This is a genomic window from Bartonella queenslandensis (assembly GCF_018155095.1).
In the GTDB taxonomy this organism is placed as follows: domain Bacteria; phylum Pseudomonadota; class Alphaproteobacteria; order Rhizobiales; family Rhizobiaceae; genus Bartonella; species Bartonella queenslandensis_B.
In genome coordinates, this window is sequence record NZ_NAAI01000005.1 from 164,215 (window position 1) to 180,111 (window position 15,897).

The following is a 15,897-nucleotide window of genomic DNA, read 5'->3' on the forward strand; positions in this document are numbered from 1 at the left end:
AGCTCTATTGATCGTTTTTAGAATTTTATGCTCTATAGCTTTGAGTTTTTTTGATTCGTTTTTTGTGGAATTCCATTATGATGAAAGAGATACGTAAAAAGCCTCACGTATTGATTGTTGAAGCACGTTTTTATGAAGAGATTTCTGATGCGCTTTTGAAAGGTGCTGTGAGTGCTTTGCAAAAAGCTGAAGTCAGTTATGATATTATAACAGTTCCAGGAGCCTTAGAAATACCAGCTGCAATAGCTTTTGCTGAACAAAATAAGATAATATCTTATGATGGTTATGTTGCACTGGGTTGTGTTATTCGGGGTGAAACGTATCACTTTGAAATTGTTGCCAATGATTCTTGTCGTGCATTAATGGATTTAACTGTCCATAAACACTTAGCTATTGGAAATGGTATTTTAACTGTTGAAAATGAAGAGCAAGCATGGGTGCGTGCAGAACAAGATAACAAAAATAAAGGTGGTTTTGCGGCTGAAGCTGCTCTATGTATGATCGCTCTAAAAAAGAGATTTGGAGATAATCGTTAAATATGGCTGATATAAAAGGCAGACATTTTCCGCGTTCAGCCAATAAACGTGGAGCAGCAAGACTCGCTGCAGTTCAGGCTCTTTATCAAATGGATATTGTGGGTTCGGGAGTGATGGAAACAGCTGCTGAATATGAGGCTTATCGTTTGGGAAAAGATATTGATGGAGACCAGTATCTTGAAGCTGATTTTCAATGGTTTTTGGCGATTATAACAGGTGTTGTAAAAGATCAAAAACAGCTTGATCCCCTGCTTCATCAACAGCTTTCTGCAGAATGGTCTCTTTCACGTCTTGATTCTATATTGCGAGCAATTTTACGAGCAGCTTTATGGGAGCTGATCAACCGTAAAGATGTTCCCGTTGCGGTTGTCGTAAATGAATATGTTGATATAGCCAAGGCGTTTTTTGAAGGTGATGAGTCAAAACTTGTTAATGCCGTTCTCGACAGTATGGCAAAAAAAATCCGCCTCTAATCGTTACATTTTTATTAGGTCTGATAACTTCAGACCTAATAATGTTGAAACAGTAAGTAGACAATATACTTTAGTTAGGGGCTGGTAGATTTGCAGGACCTTTTATAATTTGAATTAAGAAAGGGTGTTCTTTTGTTGCAGTCGGTGTTGTTCGCGTAATGAAATCAAATACTTGGCCGTCTTTTAGACCATAGTTAGCAACTCTTGAAACTTGATTATTCCCATTGAAGTAAATAGCTAAAACTTTTCGATCAATAATCTTTGTTTTCATAAATTGCATCCCACGATAACGTGTTTGTGAGATGTAATAAAAAACTTCATTATCATATTTTGTTTTTAATGAAGGGGTTCCTAGAGTCAAAAGAACTTGCTCTTGACTTGAGCCAACAGAAATAGAACTCAGAGCATTTTTATCAAGAATATAGCCCTCTCTATAAATTTGGCTTGTCCCTGAAGAGTCAAGAAGACTACACCCCGTAAGTGTTACGATGCCCGCTATTGATAGACCGACCAACAATTTACGTTTGATTAAGGCCATTATGTGAGGTATTTGAAACAATGATATCTCCCTTTTATACTGAGATGTATGATAAGAAGGCAATCTCAAGTTTTTTCTAAACTTTAGCTTAATCTACCATAGCTTACACTGAGTTTCCCTGTTATAAGGCAAATTATGCCATATAGAATTTCTTTAGAAAAGAAAAAAATGAATGAAATGTACTTGAGCTAAATAAAAGCACAGTATTTCATAGGTTTTCAGGTTTGGGAGTTGTCAATGAATATTCAAAATATTTCTCAAATGGCATTCGCTTTGGTTTATCCGATATCCGTACGTTCTCTACCTGCTAAAGGTATAAGAGTTCATCTTTGTGCAAACAAAAAAGAATGTACACATTTAGCTCAGAACCATGATTTAGTTGAAGTAAAATCTTGTGAGGGAAAATTCCATATTCTTCCGTGGAAAAAACGCGGCGTGCGTATAAAAGGTTTGTTGCAAGCACGTATAGTACAGTTATGTGTTGTTACATTAGAACGATTAGAAAATATTCTCCGTGAAAATATTGAAGTTGTTTTTGTTCCTGAAGATTCAAATTTGATGAAGCCAAAAATATCAGAAGATACACGAGAATTGTTTTTGGATGTGGAGGGACTTGATACGCCAGAAGTATTTTATGATGATAAAATTGATATTGGTGCAATCATGGAAGAATTTTTTGAGTTGTCTATTAATCGTTATCCACGTAAAGAGGGGATAGAGATGCATGTGGTTAAAAATTTAGAAGGAGCGGGGCAAAAATTCTCGCCATTTTCTGTTTTGAAAAATTGGAAGTGATTGTAAAAAAATAAAAAAATTATCTATTGTATACTATGATAAAAACGGTATTTTCTGCGGAGCTATTTTCGCAAGGTATGTTTTATATAAGTGTTTAGTCACCAAAAATTATAATGTGCTTTTAAAAATGTAAATGAAAAGATGTGGGATATGCAAGCGTGATTAGAATTTCTGTGGATGTCATGGGCGGTGATTACGGTCCAGAAGCAGCTATTGCAGGAGCAGCAATTGTCCAAAAATATTTATCAAATATTTATTTTCTGTTTTATGGGATAGAAGAGGTCGTTAAGCCGGTTTTAAAAAAATATCCCTGTCTGGATTCTGTGTCGCGCTTTTGTCCTACAGAAAGCTATACACGCATGGATGAAAAGCCAAGCCAAGCACTTCGCAATGGTCGTGGTAAATCATCAATGTGGTATGCCATTGAAGCGGTAAAAAACGGTGAGGCTGATGCTTGCGTTTCTGCTGGTAACACGGGGGCACTTATGGCCATGTCTTATTTTTGTTTAAAAATGTTGGCAGAGGCTGAACGTCCTGGTATTGCGGGTATATGGCCAACACTTCGTAGCGAGAGTATCGTTTTAGATATTGGAGCAACGATTGGTGCATCTGCTAGTCAGTTGGTTGATTTGGCGGTTATGGGAGCGGGTATGTTTCGCGCTTTATACCACACTGAAAAACCAAGTGTTGGGCTTTTAAATGTGGGGGTGGAAGAGGTTAAAGGACTTTATGAAATAAAAAAAGCAGGAATGATATTGCGTGAAGTGCAATTAGAAGGATTAGAATATAAAGGATTTGTGGAGGGCAATGACATTGGAAAAGGAACGGTCGATGTTGTTGTAACAGAAGGGTTTTCTGGTAATATTGCTTTAAAAACTGCAGAAGGGACCGCGCGGCAGATAGCGGAGATTTTAAATTCCGCAATGCGCAGTTCTTTTTTAACATCTCTGGGTTATTTTTTATCGCGGCGTGCTTTTCGTACACTGAAAAATAAAATGGATCCCGATAGGGTGAATGGAGGAGTGCTTTTAGGTTTGAATGGTGTTGTCATAAAAAGTCATGGCAGTGCTAATGCTAACGGTTTTGCTTCTGCTATCCGTGTTGGTTATGAAGTGGTTAATAATAGACTCTTACAAAAAATAACGGCTGACTTACGGCGATTTCATGAAAATAAAGAAACACTTTTTGATCAGGAAGATGAAACAGTGATGAGTGGAGAATCCTTATAATGGGCTCTTATAATGAAAGTGAAAAATCTGAAGAAAAGGTGAGAGCTGAATGATTCGATCAATTATACGTGGTGTAGGAAGTGCTTTGCCGAAAAGAAGTTTATCAAATGATGAGATTGCGAAGTTTGTTGAAACGTCAGATTCATGGATTGTTCAACGTACAGGAATACGTCAGCGTTATATTGCCGATGAAAATGAAACAACGGTTTCTTTAGGTGTTGAGGCTGCGCAAGCAGCCCTTATAAATGCCGGTCTTACAATAAAGGATATTGATTGTATTATTTTAGCAACCTCAACACCAAATCGCACTTTTCCTGCTTCTGCTGTTGAAATTCAGTATGCTTTGGGAATGAGCCATGGATTTGCTTTTGATATTCAAGCTGTTTGCTCTGGTTTTATTTTTGCTTTAACAACAGGAGATTCTTATTTACGCTGTGGAGCAGCTAAAAGAATTTTAGTTATTGGATCGGATACATTTTCTCGAATTTTAGATTGGGAAGATCGTACGACATGTGTTTTATTTGGTGATGGTGCGGGAGCAGCTGTTTTGGAAGCACAAGAAATTGAGGGGGGGATTGCTTTTGAGCGTGGTATATTGTCTGCAAAACTGCGTTCTGATGGTGCTTATATCGATAAGTTGTATGTCGATGGTGGACCTTCAACAACACAAACGACAGGCTATTTGCGTATGGAAGGGCGAGAAGTTTTTAAATATGCTGTGGGTATGATAACGGATGTGGTTGATGATTGTTTTGCAGCTGCAGGTATGGATTCTTCACAATTAGATTGGTTTGTACCTCATCAGGCTAATAAGCGCATTATTGAAGCATCTGCTAAAAAACTGAAAATTTCATCAGATAAAGTTGTGATTACTGTTGATAAACATGGTAATACATCTGCAGCATCAGTCCCATTGGCCTTAACAACAGCTCTTTGCGATGGGAGAATAAAAAGAGGAGATCTTATCATGTTAGAAGCTATGGGAGGTGGATTTACATGGGGAGCAATCCTTATTCGTTGGTAAATTATGGTTACTTGACCATATTTGAATAAAACATATAAGTCATTTTGTAATTTTTAATATTTGAATAGGTGGTTATAATGACAAGTAAGACAGTAACGCGTGCAGATTTAGCCAGCGTAGTTTGTAAAAAAGTGGGCTTGTCACATACTGAATCAGCAGCTTTGGTCGAAATGGTTTTGGATGAGATTTGCAACTCACTTGTAAGAGGTGAAGCGGTTAAATTATCTTCTTTTGCAACTTTTCAGGTTCGCAGTAAGAATGAACGTATTGGACGCAACCCAAAAACAGGTGTTGAAGCACCTATTCCACCGCGACGTGTTGTGACGTTTAAGGCTGCAAATATCCTTAAACAGAGAATTTTAGATTCGCATCGTGCAAGACAGAAAAAAGATCTCTCATAAATAAGCGCCATGGTAATTTTTGGTAGTTATTAAGAAATATATAAAATAAAGATCTGTGTTTTTTTTAAAAAAAAGACTGTTTAGTAAGTAGTCAAAGTCCTATTTTTGACTAATCTTGTTGAGAAATTGAGACGTAATGAATCATCATCAAATCATTCGTCGTATTTTAGGTAAGGTGTTGCAAAATGGATAAAAGCTCTGATGCTTTTCGCACAATTAGCGAAGTAGCCGAATTATTGGAGCTTCCACAGCATGTCTTAAGATTCTGGGAAACACGTTTTAGGCAGATTAAGCCAATGAAACGTGGGGGGGGAAGGCGTTACTATCGTCCAGTTGATGTTGATTTGCTCAATGGTATTAAGCAGTTGTTGTACGATCAGGGTTATACAATAAAAGGTGTGCAGCGCCTTTTGAAAGAAAATGGTGTTGCTTTTGTGACTGCATTTGGTAATGGCGATCTTGATGCCATGAATGTTGTTATAGAGAAAAAACATGCAGGACAAACTTTTGAAAATACGAGCAATAAACCTAAGAAGTCTTCTTTTGGACTTTTGAGTTTTATGAGGAATGAGGGAGAAACCTCTGTTGGTTCTGTGAATCTTTACAAAGATAAAACCGATAAAGCATTGTTGCAAGAAATCCTATTTGAACTCATTGAATGTAAGCGTGTTCTTGATAGAGCACGATAACAATAATATTTTATGTTGCTTTTTATTAGTAAAAAACCTGTTTTAACGTTTTTTTATAAATCAATATTTAGGTTTAGTGCAGCAATGTGTTTTATAGATATTTAGACGTTTTAAGTGTGGTTCGAGCTTTATATGTTAAACGAGCAGCAGACCTAACATGTTGTGTAGTTGATTAATTTTTTAGTAAAGGTTCTTCATTTGATCAAATATGAAAAGAGGAAAGAAAGAACCTCGAATTTTATCATACTCTTTTGATTTAGCTTTATAACTCTCAAGGGAAGTTATAAGCGGTATATCTCATCAGTGTATATTGCATGCTGCTTTTATAGAACGTTATTGAGTTTCCATTTACATATCTGTTTTTAAAAGATCTTTCTTAAGACTTCTTAAGCCCATTTCGCGATAGTGCTCATAAATGAATACTTATAACGTTAAATTCATTGGGCAGTAAGTACTATTTTCGCTTGTGAAGAAGCAACACGCATTTTGTCAGCGCTCAATGATGCAACAAGCCATCGGCATTTGAGCAGTTTAAGTATTTTTTAGTCTTTTCTAAATAGTTTTTTATCCACACGAGCTTCTCCACTTGTCATGTGCAAACGAATGATTTTGATTGCTGAACATAAAGAGATTTAAAATAAGAAAATCCTTATGATATTTAAGATTCTTGCTTAATATGAATAATGGTATATTATCATTATAAATCAAAGTGTTGTATTTTTTTATAAAGGTGTATCTTATGAATAAGACACATCGTTATTCGGCTAATTGACGTATTTATGATAATCTTGTTCTTAGTTTTCTTACTTGGTATCATTATCACAATGATCTATTTGTGATAATAGAGTCATCTTCCTGTTATAAAGATAAAAGATTAATGCTATAAGTTAGTCGCTCATATTCAATTGTTTACAATTTTTGCATTTTAAGAGCTTATAGCTCTTATATTCGACTTTTTTAGCAACCGCCCTCGTAAAGTGTGATCACGTGATTTTTACGAATAATTGGTAATCATGTATCAAATCGAAAAACCTATCAAATCGTTTGATTTTGCACAAAAATTTATGATTTATAGTAAAAAAACTAATATTTTACCATCTTCTATGGAGTTATGCATTTATTACACGCTGTAAATCTGGAGGCAACGCCTCATTTGAAAGTTGCTTAATTGCATCTTCTACAGATAAAAAGGTTTGATTTGGACTACCTAAGCGACGCATATTTACGCTATTTGTTTCAGCTTCCCGTTTTCCACAGACCAAAATGACGGGAACTTTTTGTAAAGAATGTTCTCGTATCTTATAGTTAATTTTTTCATTACGAAGATCTGTTGTTGCAGAAAGCCCAACAGCTTTAAGTCTTGCCGTTATTTTTTGGGCATATTCATTTGCTTCAGATGTAATTGTTGCGACAACAATTTGTTCAGGAGCAAGCCAAAGCGGCATATGTCCAGCAAAATTTTCAATTAATATACCAAGAAAACGCTCCATTGATCCAAAAATAGCACGATGGATCATAACAGGCTGACGTTTTTCTGAATCTTTATCAATGTAGAATGCCCCAAAACGTTCAGGAAGATTAAAGTCTATTTGTGTTGTTCCACATTGCCATTCACGGCCGATAGCATCCTTTAATGTATATTCAAATTTTGGACCATAAAAGGCTCCTTCACCTGGAAAGATGCTTGTTTTGATTTGTCCGGAAAATTTTGTTTCAATTGTTTTAAGGACAGATTCCATGATACTTTCTGCATGATCCCATAATGCATCAGATCCAACTCGTTTTTCTGGACGTGTTGAAAGCTTAAGGCTGATTTCTTTAAAACCAAAATCCGCATAAGTCGATAAAATAAGGTCATTAATACTGAGACATTCATCGGCTAATTGTTCATCAGTACAAAAAATATGCGCATCGTCTTGTGTAAAACTACGCACACGCATCAGACCATGCAAAGAACCTGAAGGCTCATAACGATGAACAAGACCAAACTCAGCAAGTCTAATAGGCAAATCACGATAAGATTTTAAACCATGTTTAAAAATTTGCACATGACCAGGACAATTCATTGGTTTAAGGGCATAAACAGTCCCATGGTCTGCATCTTCTGCTGCCGGAATTGCTTTGAACATGTTCTCCTTATACCAGCCCCAATGCCCCGATATTTCCCAAAGTGATCTATCCAGAACTTGTGGTGCATTAACTTCGGCATATTGATGATCATCAAGGCGTCTACGCATATAGTTGATTAAATTTTGAAACATTTTCCAGCCTTTTTGGTGCCAAAAAATCATTCCTGGGCCTTCTTCTTGAAAATGAAATAAGTCCATTTCACGTCCTAAGCGGCGATGATCACGTTTTTCAGCTTCTTCTAGCATATGGAGGTAGGCTTTTAAGTCATTTTCATTTGCAAATGCTGTTCCATAAATTCTCGTGAGCATTGGATTATTGGCATCGCCACGCCAGTAAGCTCCCGCGACTTTCATTAATTTGAAAGCATTTCCAATTTGTCCTGTAGATTGCATATGCGGTCCGCGACAAAGATCAAACCACTCCCCTTGATAATAGATTTTTAAATCTTGATTATCAGGGATGCTATCAATAAGTTCAACTTTATAAAATTCCTTTTTCTCAGAAAAAACTCTTCTGGCTTTTTCACGAGACCAAATTTCTTTTCTAAAAGGTTTATTGCGTTGGATAATTTCACGCATTTTCTTTTCAATGACGGTGAGATCATCTAATGTGAAAGGTTGTTGGCGTGCAAAATCATAATAGAATCCGTTTTCAATCACAGGACCTATTGTTACTTGCGTTTCAGGAAAAAGTTCTTGCACTGCTTCAGCAAGAACATGGGCACAATCATGCCTTATGAGCTCAAGAGCACGTGAATCTTCTCGGGTAATAATTTCTACTTGACCAGATTGTCCTAATGGATCCAATAGATCTCTCGTGATGCCATCAAGACTACAGGCAACAGCTTTTTTTGCGAGTGATTTTGAAATCGATTCTGCTAATTCCAAGCCTGTCATTTCGGCGGGGTAATTACGTTTTGAACCATCGGGAAAAGAAAGAGAAATAGAGCAAGACATAAAAACACCCTTTTAATCCAATTCCGCCAACGATTGCGGATGGTTTCGTGAAAACTGAGTAAAAAACTTATAGACTTATTCTTCTATCAATACATGTGAAAAAAGAAAAGAATTATTTGTTGTGTTTGTCAGAAACTTTCCAGTAATGCCAAGGTTTATAAAAACAGCAAGAGTGTCCAAGCGAGGGAGGAACTGGATCAAAGCCATCTGTTCCAAAGGGACCACAACGTATGATACGAAAGAGTCCCATCCATGCACCAGCCCAAAGTCCATGGCGTGCAATTGCTTCATATATATATTCTGAACAAGTTGGGGCATGGCGACACTGATTGCCTATAAGGCTCGAAAGTGTTATTTGATAGAGACGTATTAGGGCAATACCCAGTAATCGTCCAGGTGTTTTTTGCCAAGCACCGGTGTAATTTCGATTCATTTTTTTTTGTTGAAGCTGTGTTTTGAGCATTTATTTTCTTCAATTTGTTGAATGCAGTCTATCGTTGCATCAAAGGGTAGTAGTGTTGCAGCATGGCGCACTTTATAGTCTTTAATGGGCTGTAAGCAAGAAAAATCCTCAAAGGGAGCTTGAGGGAAAGGACCACCTTGCGTTAGCATTTGATAGATAACTTTACGTAATATTTTAAGATCTTGTGTTGTTTGTCCGATGATATGAGATGCTAAAAGTGACGCTGAGGCTTGCCCTAGTACACATGCGTGTATTTCATGAGAAAAATCTGTCACGATATGATTTTTCACCTTTAAATCTACAGTGATTGTTGAGCCGCAAGGATGTGCATATTTTTTTGATGTTGCATCAGGATTATTAAGACGCCCAATTCTGCTTATATGCGCAGCATATTCAAGTATTTTATCACTATAGATATTATCAATCATGCACTATTGCCTGAAATTTTGAGAGACGTGATTGTTTAAACTTTTAATTCGCTTATATAGAGATTATACAAAATGGAATAGGTTTGTCGCAAATGTTTTGTATAGAGTAAAGTTGGAGTTTTTGAATGCGTAATGTTCCTAAAAGAGGCGCAAAGGATTCTTTGTTATCTAAAGAAAAGCGTCCGAGTATTGAAGAGGTGGAAGAAGCGATTCGTACATTACTCTTATGGGTAGGGGAGAATCCAAGAAGAGAAGGGCTTTTAGAGACTCCGAAACGTATAGCCAAAGCATATCGAGAGCTTTTTAGTGGTTATCATCAATCAGTTGAAGAAACTTTAGGAACAGTTTTTGAAGAGGTTTCAGGATATAATGAATCGGTAATCGTAAAAAATATTCCTTTTTATTCGCACTGTGAACATCATATGATCCCAATTATTGGGAAAGCGCACATAGCCTATCTTCCTGATGCAAAAATTGTTGGCCTTTCAAAAATTGTACGTGTTGTCGATATTTTTTCTCGTCGTTTACAAACACAAGAAGCTATGACAGCGCAAGTGGCGCATGCTTTAGAAATGCATCTGAAACCGCGTGGTGTGGCAGTATTGATTGAGGCTGAACACATGTGTATGGCTATGAGAGGAATCCAAAAGCAGGGATCTACAACAATTACAAAAAAATTTCATGGTTATTATGAAAAAGATCAAGCTGCACAAGCAGATTTTATGATGATGTTTCAAAGATCATAGTAAAGCCTATATTTCTAGTCGTCTTTATTAAGTTATAAATCATATGAATAAAATAAATTATGGGAAAGAGAAAATTGGCTTGTACCTTTCTTTCTGATTTGTTAAAGGCTGAAGGCCAGAATGTTTTGCTTAACCACGTGCGGTCGTGGCGGAATTGGTAGACGCGCAGCGTTGAGGTCGCTGTGGGGCAACCCGTGGAAGTTCGAGTCTTCTCGACCGCACCATTGACAATTAATTTCTCTGTAACGAGAAATTTGTACAGAAAAGGGTGGTTTGTGCGAATTATAGAAAATTTTTTCTTTACGTGTTATCTTCTGTTTTTTTCTTTATAACGCTTTATTTTTTTACTTTAATCTGTTCATTTGAAACATTATATTTTTTATAGGTGGGGCTGAGTTACAGTGAGAAGTATGGGAGTTTTAAGGTATTTAACACTTTTTATTTGTATTTCTTTATTATCAGCGTGTAGCGATTCGCGTGCTGTCCTTTGGCATGGGGTGCATGCAACTCCTTCTATGACAGCAGTAGAAAGAGAAGTTGAAGGAAAACCGATTTCTCCAAAAGCCATTGTTCCAGTATATGTTGCAACAAGTCGTAAGATGCAAAATAATTATGCTCAACCTTATGGCGCAGAGCGATCAAATAAAGTACATTATAATCGCGTTGACGTGGGAATTCCTCAGCAACATGTAAAGGGGGTTGTTGAAATCAATGCGTATAAACCTACACATGATAAGTATTTTGCGGCAGTCTCATTGCAAAAATACGATAATAAAGAACAGTTTAAACAGAAATTAAATGCTGCTTTAGCAAAAAAGCCAAAAGGAAAAAAAGAAATTTTTCTTTTTATCCATGGATATAATAATAATTTTGCAGATGGTACATTTCGTACAGCGCAGTTTACACACGATTATTCTTTAAATGTTGTTGCTGTACATTATTCTTGGCCTTCTGCTGGATCAGTTCCTCTTTATATTTATGATCGTGACAGTGCTAATTTTGCCCGTGACGGATTGATAGAACTCTTAACACTTATTAGTGAAACCGATGCTGATCAAATTTCGGTTATTGCACATTCTATGGGCAATTTTGTTATAATGGAGGCATTTAGAACCTTAGCTCTACAGGGAAAATATAAACCTATTCGTCGTATTACAAGTTTATTAATGGCGGCACCAGATATTGATATTGATGTGTTTGAACGCCAACTTAATGATATAAAAACACTTCCACAGCCAACAGCAATTTTAGTATCCAGAGCAGATAAAGCCCTTGCGGTTTCAGGGCGTCTTACGGGTGGACATCACCGCGTGGGTGATGGCTCAGATATTGAAATGTTGCGTAAAAATGGAATAACCGTTCTTGATTTTTCTCATGTGGATGGGGGGGCACACAATGTCTTTGCGTCTTCCCCAACGTTAATGGCTCTTTCTCGAGAAGGTTCTTTGGCTTCAACAATTATGCAAGGTACAGAATTATCACCTAGTCAAGCTCTTCTTGCAGATAGTAGTAGTGTGTTGGAAAAAACAACACATCTTATCCTTTATACACCTTTACGTTTTCTTTCTCCACGAATTCTACATCGATAGCAAGAAAAGAAGAAAGGAGACTATCGAATAATGTATTGGAGGAGTATTTTTTAGCACTTTCTTTAGAATGACTTTGTAAAATGAAAAAGAAATAGCGGACTGAGTTAAAAAAACAGTTATTAGGTGAGTTTGTAATGATTGCACAGAAAAGCTATGTCAATACACCTACAGTTGTTGATTATTTATCTCATTCCGCAATTAAGTTGTTAGAGATTCATGCTATGCTTGTGAAGGTGAGAAAAGGTGATATGGGGGAAAAACCAAATTTATTGCGTCAAATTGATTCTACAAAAAAACAATTAGATGAGATAAGCCATGCTCTTATTTTGGAATATCGTAAACGCCAAGAAAATGAGCGCTTTTTAAAACAAATTTTGCTCTCCATTTCCGATCAACTTTTTTCACTTAACAATGGTTTTAAAGAAACTGGACGTCTTTTTTTTCAAGAAGTTAGAATACTTCAATCTCAGATGCAATGTTTATATGAGGGAAAGGAGAAGGCATATTTGTTGAATAGCGAAGAATCTCTTTGTTCTCCATCAAAAATTGATGAAGTCATTAAGCAGTTACAAAAGGCTCGAGAAAAACTTATTGTTGAAAGTCCGCACCTTTTTGAAAAAGAATGTTAAAGCCAAAAAAAAATTCTAAAACAAACACATTGATAAAAATATCTCATTTTTACGCGCAAACAATGCATTTAGATTGGAGTTACTTTTATCTTCCTTCTGTTTTTTAACGATATCAGCTCTAGGGCACTCTAAGTACGATTCCAAAGGAAGAAAAGATGGTAGTCATTCAATGTGCTGAAGAGCATCTGATGACTTTAAAGAAGTGAGAGTCAGTATAGATATGCGCTTGTTTACAAGATCTTGCTCTCCTTAATCCAATTTAAAAAAAGTAAAAACAACTGTCTAGACAGTTTTATCATGCTAAAAATCACGATCGCAATGCTTATTTTATAGATAAATACTGTTTCATCACTATAATGTAGAGCCTTTATACAGAAAAAAAATGCCAATAGTTACTTTCAAGGCTTTGCTCTCAAGACTTGTTTTCTTCACTGTCCATCGTGATATCTTTTCTCGATTATTTCAATATATAACTTTCAAAGAAGCAGAAGAGATTTATATAATTTCTCTTATTGAAGTGAATGAAGACAAATAAAAATAGATTTGTGCAGATATTCTTGACTGGACTCATAGCCAAAATGAAAATCATATCATTTATTTTGCTTATACAGACAGTAAACCTAATCTTGTAATGCGCCATTTTGTTGCTCTCGCTCTAATTAAAAAGATTAAATTTTATCAGGAGAACTTTAAGAAGAACTGTCTAGGATTTATGGACGGTATTGTGAAATACACAATTGATAATGCTTTTACTTTTGCTTATCATTATCGAATAGATTTTTCCAAAACGTTTCGATTTTCTCCATTGTTTCTCCAACTATATTTTTTATCCCTAAAACAGTATCTATTGATGTGACAGGGAGGATGGATGAAATGAATCGTAATATTGGCTATGGAGAATGTAAAAGTAGTTTTGAAAAATCTAAGCTGGTCGGTTAACAAACTCGATGGAGATGAGCATATGGTACTTTATTAATTTAATCGTGAAGTGTAATTTTTTATAATGATGAAATTGCTCAAAATTTCTTGCAATGTGATAACTATTTTTTAATTAGTATCGATATTTGCTGCCGCTTGTAAAACGATTAATCCTACGCATTTTGAATATTTATCAGATTACGAGCTTAATTTAAAGTAAAGGGTTTAAAAAATATTTTAATCAGAAGTGGGGGATAATTACTTAAAATAGATGTTTGATGATGTTTTAGAATAAGCAGTCAAAAAGATTAATTTTGCATAAGAGTTATGCTCTACTTCGTGTTCGTACGTTGGCTTTATTCGGTGATTTTGAGATCTTACAACCTTATCACAAAATCTTTGGAGTGGGGAATTATCTAGATAAAAATAGTATCCAATAGCTTTATCTTGAAAGTGCACTGACTTTAGCTAAAGAAGTGGTAAAATCTAAATTACGTCGGCTGTGCTTTGATTGAGAAGGGGAAAAGGTTTTTTGGGGGCCAATTAAAATGCTTTAGTGGAAAGTTGCTGTTCAAAAAAAATCCATAATTATTTGGGTTGAACTGAGGGGATTATAGATCATGAAATGGATAAAGAAAGTACAGGTTGACTGAGCCTTTTGAATTTGACGGTAAAAGGGTTTATCAAGAAGATAAGCTTTTTGAGTCTGAGACAATTTCTTCTTGGAAAGAAAAAGGACAGATAGTAACAGGTACAAATCTTGAGAGAATGGCGTCAGGAAGAGTCCTATTGGTATCGATTGCAAGCCTATAATGTTGTATCCTATAACACAAGAACAAAATGGCCCTATAGTAGAGATTCTCTACTCGTTCTATCAAGAAAAGAACTCTGTTATTTATATTCATCCAAACACAAATTTTAAGTAATTAATGCCAATATTAAAAGTATGGAATCAGAAAACACTTCTATTGGAGCAGATAGAGTGGCCTATTGTCGCTGCAAGTATGAAGTTTGTAATAGAGATTATCCAGTTATTTCACCAAGAAAAGAGCTCTTTTTATTCCTATCAATTTAACACCAAACCAGTAAGTGTATCAACAGATTAGTATTTGATAAATAGAAAGGTTTATAAGCAAAGACTTTCTACAATTTGTGGAGCACAAATTATGAAAACTTATACTTTAGATGATGTTACAGTATTAATTGATAAAGTGAATAAATACGATGATGATATTATCGATTTTGGCACTGCAGAGGATGCACCTGATGATATATTGATTGAAAAGGCTGAGGAAACTCTAGCTTTACAATTCACATCTTCCTCCAAAAGTTTTTTAAAAAATTATGGAGGAGGAGAAATCGGTGGCGAAGAAATATTCAGCATTTACGAGGTCTGTGCGGATATTCCTTCTGGTGATATTGTTTATCGAAACTTACTCGATAGAAGAGATGGGGTTTATAAAGGCAAATCAGCTTGTTGTTTGTACAACTGATTTTGGTGAGATGTTTTATTTTGATTATGCTCAATTTCAAGATGGCGAATGCCCACTCTATCTCAGATTTTCCTCCGAAGACGTCCAGTATTATGCAAGTAATTTTTATGAATTCCTCTACAAAAGGATTAAGGAACATACGAGAGAATAGTTTTTTGTAGCGGTTTTGTTTTTGAAATATAACGTTAAACCGCCTATTTTATTTTTCAATAATGTGTAAAAAAGTAGCTCTCTTAACTGAAACACAGCTCAACTCTATTAATCACAGAAACATCAAATTTATAAAAACTAGAGAACTTCAAGTCTGTGAAAACGCGAAGTAGTAACAAAGTTTCTGAAAAAAATACTTAAATACAGATGAAATTTCTAAAAACATATTTATTAAAAAACTTTGCCTTTATAGTTGACTAAGATAAAATAACAAAAGCTGTTTTTTTAAGAGATAAATACGGAAATGGAGGAAACCACAACAATTAATTTAACATTGATAAATAAAAAACTAGTATGCCTTCATATTAGCTAGAAGATCTCATCATATAATAAAAATAACTGACGGATTAAAAACTATCAGAGTATCTAACTTATTTAACAATTAATTTTTTAAGATATAATGGTGCCCCCAGAGAGCGAATCAGGCTTTAGCAACGAGAATCAAGTTATGTAAATATGTGCAAGAGCATATTGATGTCTATAATTTTTTATGTTCCAATAAAAAAATTAAGAATTAAAGAAAAAATCTCAAATCAAAAAATTAAGGTGGTCTAAAAGGTGGACCTAAAAAGGTGGACGAGCGATGTATGAAAAGGTGGACGAGAAGGGAAATTAAGTGAGGGGGATTCATAGATTATCAGCATTACTTG

At 35.5% G+C, this 15,897-nt stretch carries 15 protein-coding genes, 1 tRNA gene and 1 pseudogene; 13 read left to right on the forward strand and 4 right to left on the reverse strand.

Features of this window, described 5'->3' with window-relative positions; translation table 11 throughout:
* Positions 1 to 77: 77 nt before the first annotated feature.
* Together B5V81_RS04990 and nusB are read left to right on the forward strand one after the other, a co-directional pair.
* Positions 78 to 536: a 6,7-dimethyl-8-ribityllumazine synthase gene (locus B5V81_RS04990; protein ID WP_212112386.1), complete on the forward strand. Its 459-nt coding sequence runs from the start codon at positions 78 to 80 to the stop codon at positions 534 to 536.
* Positions 537 to 538: 2 nt separating this feature from the next.
* Positions 539 to 1,009 (forward strand): transcription antitermination factor NusB, encoded by a 471-nt coding sequence (gene nusB / locus B5V81_RS04995; protein WP_212112387.1) that lies wholly within the window; start codon positions 539 to 541, stop codon positions 1,007 to 1,009.
* Between the two features lie 70 nt (positions 1,010 to 1,079).
* On the opposite strand, the gene B5V81_RS05000 is transcribed toward nusB, so the two are convergent.
* The gene (locus B5V81_RS05000) at positions 1,080 to 1,559 is read right to left on the reverse strand and encodes an outer membrane protein assembly factor BamE (RefSeq protein WP_212112404.1); all 480 of its coding nucleotides are present in this window, start codon (positions 1,557 to 1,559) and stop codon (positions 1,080 to 1,082) included.
* 225 nt (positions 1,560 to 1,784) lie between these two features.
* Between B5V81_RS05000 and B5V81_RS05005 the strand changes: the two genes are divergently transcribed.
* The 5 genes from B5V81_RS05005 to B5V81_RS05025 all read left to right on the forward strand — a co-directional run bounded on the left by B5V81_RS05005 (position 1,785) and on the right by B5V81_RS05025 (position 5,685).
* A complete protein-coding gene (locus B5V81_RS05005; RefSeq protein WP_212112388.1) occupies positions 1,785 to 2,342 on the forward strand; it encodes a DUF177 domain-containing protein in 558 nt (185 codons plus the stop codon).
* Between the two features lie 158 nt (positions 2,343 to 2,500).
* Entirely contained in the window at positions 2,501 to 3,571 is a 1,071-nt protein-coding gene (plsX, locus tag B5V81_RS05010; RefSeq protein ID WP_212112389.1) for a phosphate acyltransferase PlsX, read from the forward strand.
* 49 nt (positions 3,572 to 3,620) lie between these two features.
* Positions 3,621 to 4,595, forward strand: a complete 975-nt coding sequence (locus B5V81_RS05015; RefSeq protein ID WP_212112390.1) for a beta-ketoacyl-ACP synthase III — start codon at positions 3,621 to 3,623, stop codon at positions 4,593 to 4,595.
* Positions 4,596 to 4,672: 77 nt separating this feature from the next.
* Positions 4,673 to 4,996, forward strand: coding sequence for an integration host factor subunit alpha (locus tag B5V81_RS05020; RefSeq protein WP_212112391.1), 324 nt, complete (start codon positions 4,673 to 4,675; stop codon positions 4,994 to 4,996).
* 185 nt (positions 4,997 to 5,181) lie between these two features.
* Complete coding sequence (locus B5V81_RS05025; RefSeq protein WP_005773478.1) at positions 5,182 to 5,685, forward strand: MerR family transcriptional regulator; 504 nt, start codon at positions 5,182 to 5,184, stop codon at positions 5,683 to 5,685.
* Positions 5,686 to 6,794: 1,109 nt separating this feature from the next.
* Here B5V81_RS05025 and thrS read toward each other — a convergent pair.
* From thrS to B5V81_RS05040, 3 genes are all read right to left on the reverse strand, one after another.
* On the reverse strand, positions 6,795 to 8,771 hold the full coding sequence (gene thrS, locus B5V81_RS05030; RefSeq protein ID WP_212112392.1) for a threonine--tRNA ligase: 1,977 nt from the start codon (positions 8,769 to 8,771) through the stop codon (positions 6,795 to 6,797).
* A 112-nt stretch (positions 8,772 to 8,883) separates the two neighbouring features.
* Positions 8,884 to 9,234, reverse strand: coding sequence for a membrane protein insertion efficiency factor YidD (yidD, locus tag B5V81_RS05035; RefSeq protein ID WP_212112393.1), 351 nt, complete (start codon positions 9,232 to 9,234; stop codon positions 8,884 to 8,886).
* Positions 9,201 to 9,662, reverse strand: a complete 462-nt coding sequence (locus tag B5V81_RS05040) for an iron-sulfur cluster assembly scaffold protein (RefSeq protein ID WP_212112394.1) — start codon at positions 9,660 to 9,662, stop codon at positions 9,201 to 9,203. Before B5V81_RS05040 ends, yidD begins: the two co-directional genes overlap by 34 nt.
* A 125-nt stretch (positions 9,663 to 9,787) precedes the next feature.
* Here B5V81_RS05040 and folE point away from each other — a divergent pair, with 125 nt between their 5' ends.
* The 6 genes and pseudogenes from folE to B5V81_RS05070 all read left to right on the forward strand — a co-directional run bounded on the left by folE (position 9,788) and on the right by B5V81_RS05070 (position 15,188).
* Complete coding sequence (folE, locus tag B5V81_RS05045; protein ID WP_212112395.1) at positions 9,788 to 10,408, forward strand: GTP cyclohydrolase I FolE; 621 nt, start codon at positions 9,788 to 9,790, stop codon at positions 10,406 to 10,408.
* A 139-nt stretch (positions 10,409 to 10,547) separates the two neighbouring features.
* A tRNA-Leu gene (locus B5V81_RS05050) sits at positions 10,548 to 10,632 on the forward strand.
* Positions 10,633 to 10,809: 177 nt separating this feature from the next.
* On the forward strand, positions 10,810 to 11,997 hold the full coding sequence (locus B5V81_RS05055; RefSeq protein WP_212112396.1) for an alpha/beta hydrolase: 1,188 nt from the start codon (positions 10,810 to 10,812) through the stop codon (positions 11,995 to 11,997).
* Positions 11,998 to 12,131: 134 nt separating this feature from the next.
* Positions 12,132 to 12,626, forward strand: coding sequence for a hypothetical protein (locus B5V81_RS05060; protein ID WP_212112397.1), 495 nt, complete (start codon positions 12,132 to 12,134; stop codon positions 12,624 to 12,626).
* A 1,730-nt stretch (positions 12,627 to 14,356) separates the two neighbouring features.
* Positions 14,357 to 14,470, forward strand: a complete 114-nt coding sequence (locus tag B5V81_RS08815) for a hypothetical protein (protein WP_244979377.1) — start codon at positions 14,357 to 14,359, stop codon at positions 14,468 to 14,470.
* A 240-nt stretch (positions 14,471 to 14,710) separates the two neighbouring features.
* A pseudogene (locus tag B5V81_RS05070) lies at positions 14,711 to 15,188 on the forward strand (SMI1/KNR4 family protein).
* The last annotated feature ends 709 nt before the right edge of the window (positions 15,189 to 15,897 follow it).

Coding starts and splice junctions, on each gene's coding strand:
- B5V81_RS05005 (WP_212112388.1), top strand. CDS start 1,785: ATGAATATTCAAAATATTTCTCAAATGGCATTCGCTTTGGTTTATCCG.
- B5V81_RS08815 (WP_244979377.1), top strand. CDS start 14,357: ATGTTGTATCCTATAACACAAGAACAAAATGGCCCTATAGTAGAGATT.
- yidD (WP_212112393.1), bottom strand. CDS start 9,234: ATGCTCAAAACACAGCTTCAACAAAAAAAAATGAATCGAAATTACACC.
- B5V81_RS05015 (WP_212112390.1), top strand. CDS start 3,621: ATGATTCGATCAATTATACGTGGTGTAGGAAGTGCTTTGCCGAAAAGA.
- B5V81_RS04990 (WP_212112386.1), top strand. CDS start 78: ATGATGAAAGAGATACGTAAAAAGCCTCACGTATTGATTGTTGAAGCA.
- B5V81_RS05025 (WP_005773478.1), top strand. CDS start 5,182: ATGGATAAAAGCTCTGATGCTTTTCGCACAATTAGCGAAGTAGCCGAA.
- thrS (WP_212112392.1), bottom strand. CDS start 8,771: ATGTCTTGCTCTATTTCTCTTTCTTTTCCCGATGGTTCAAAACGTAAT.
- nusB (WP_212112387.1), top strand. CDS start 539: ATGGCTGATATAAAAGGCAGACATTTTCCGCGTTCAGCCAATAAACGT.
- B5V81_RS05020 (WP_212112391.1), top strand. CDS start 4,673: ATGACAAGTAAGACAGTAACGCGTGCAGATTTAGCCAGCGTAGTTTGT.
- B5V81_RS05040 (WP_212112394.1), bottom strand. CDS start 9,662: ATGATTGATAATATCTATAGTGATAAAATACTTGAATATGCTGCGCAT.
- B5V81_RS05060 (WP_212112397.1), top strand. CDS start 12,132: ATGATTGCACAGAAAAGCTATGTCAATACACCTACAGTTGTTGATTAT.
- folE (WP_212112395.1), top strand. CDS start 9,788: ATGCGTAATGTTCCTAAAAGAGGCGCAAAGGATTCTTTGTTATCTAAA.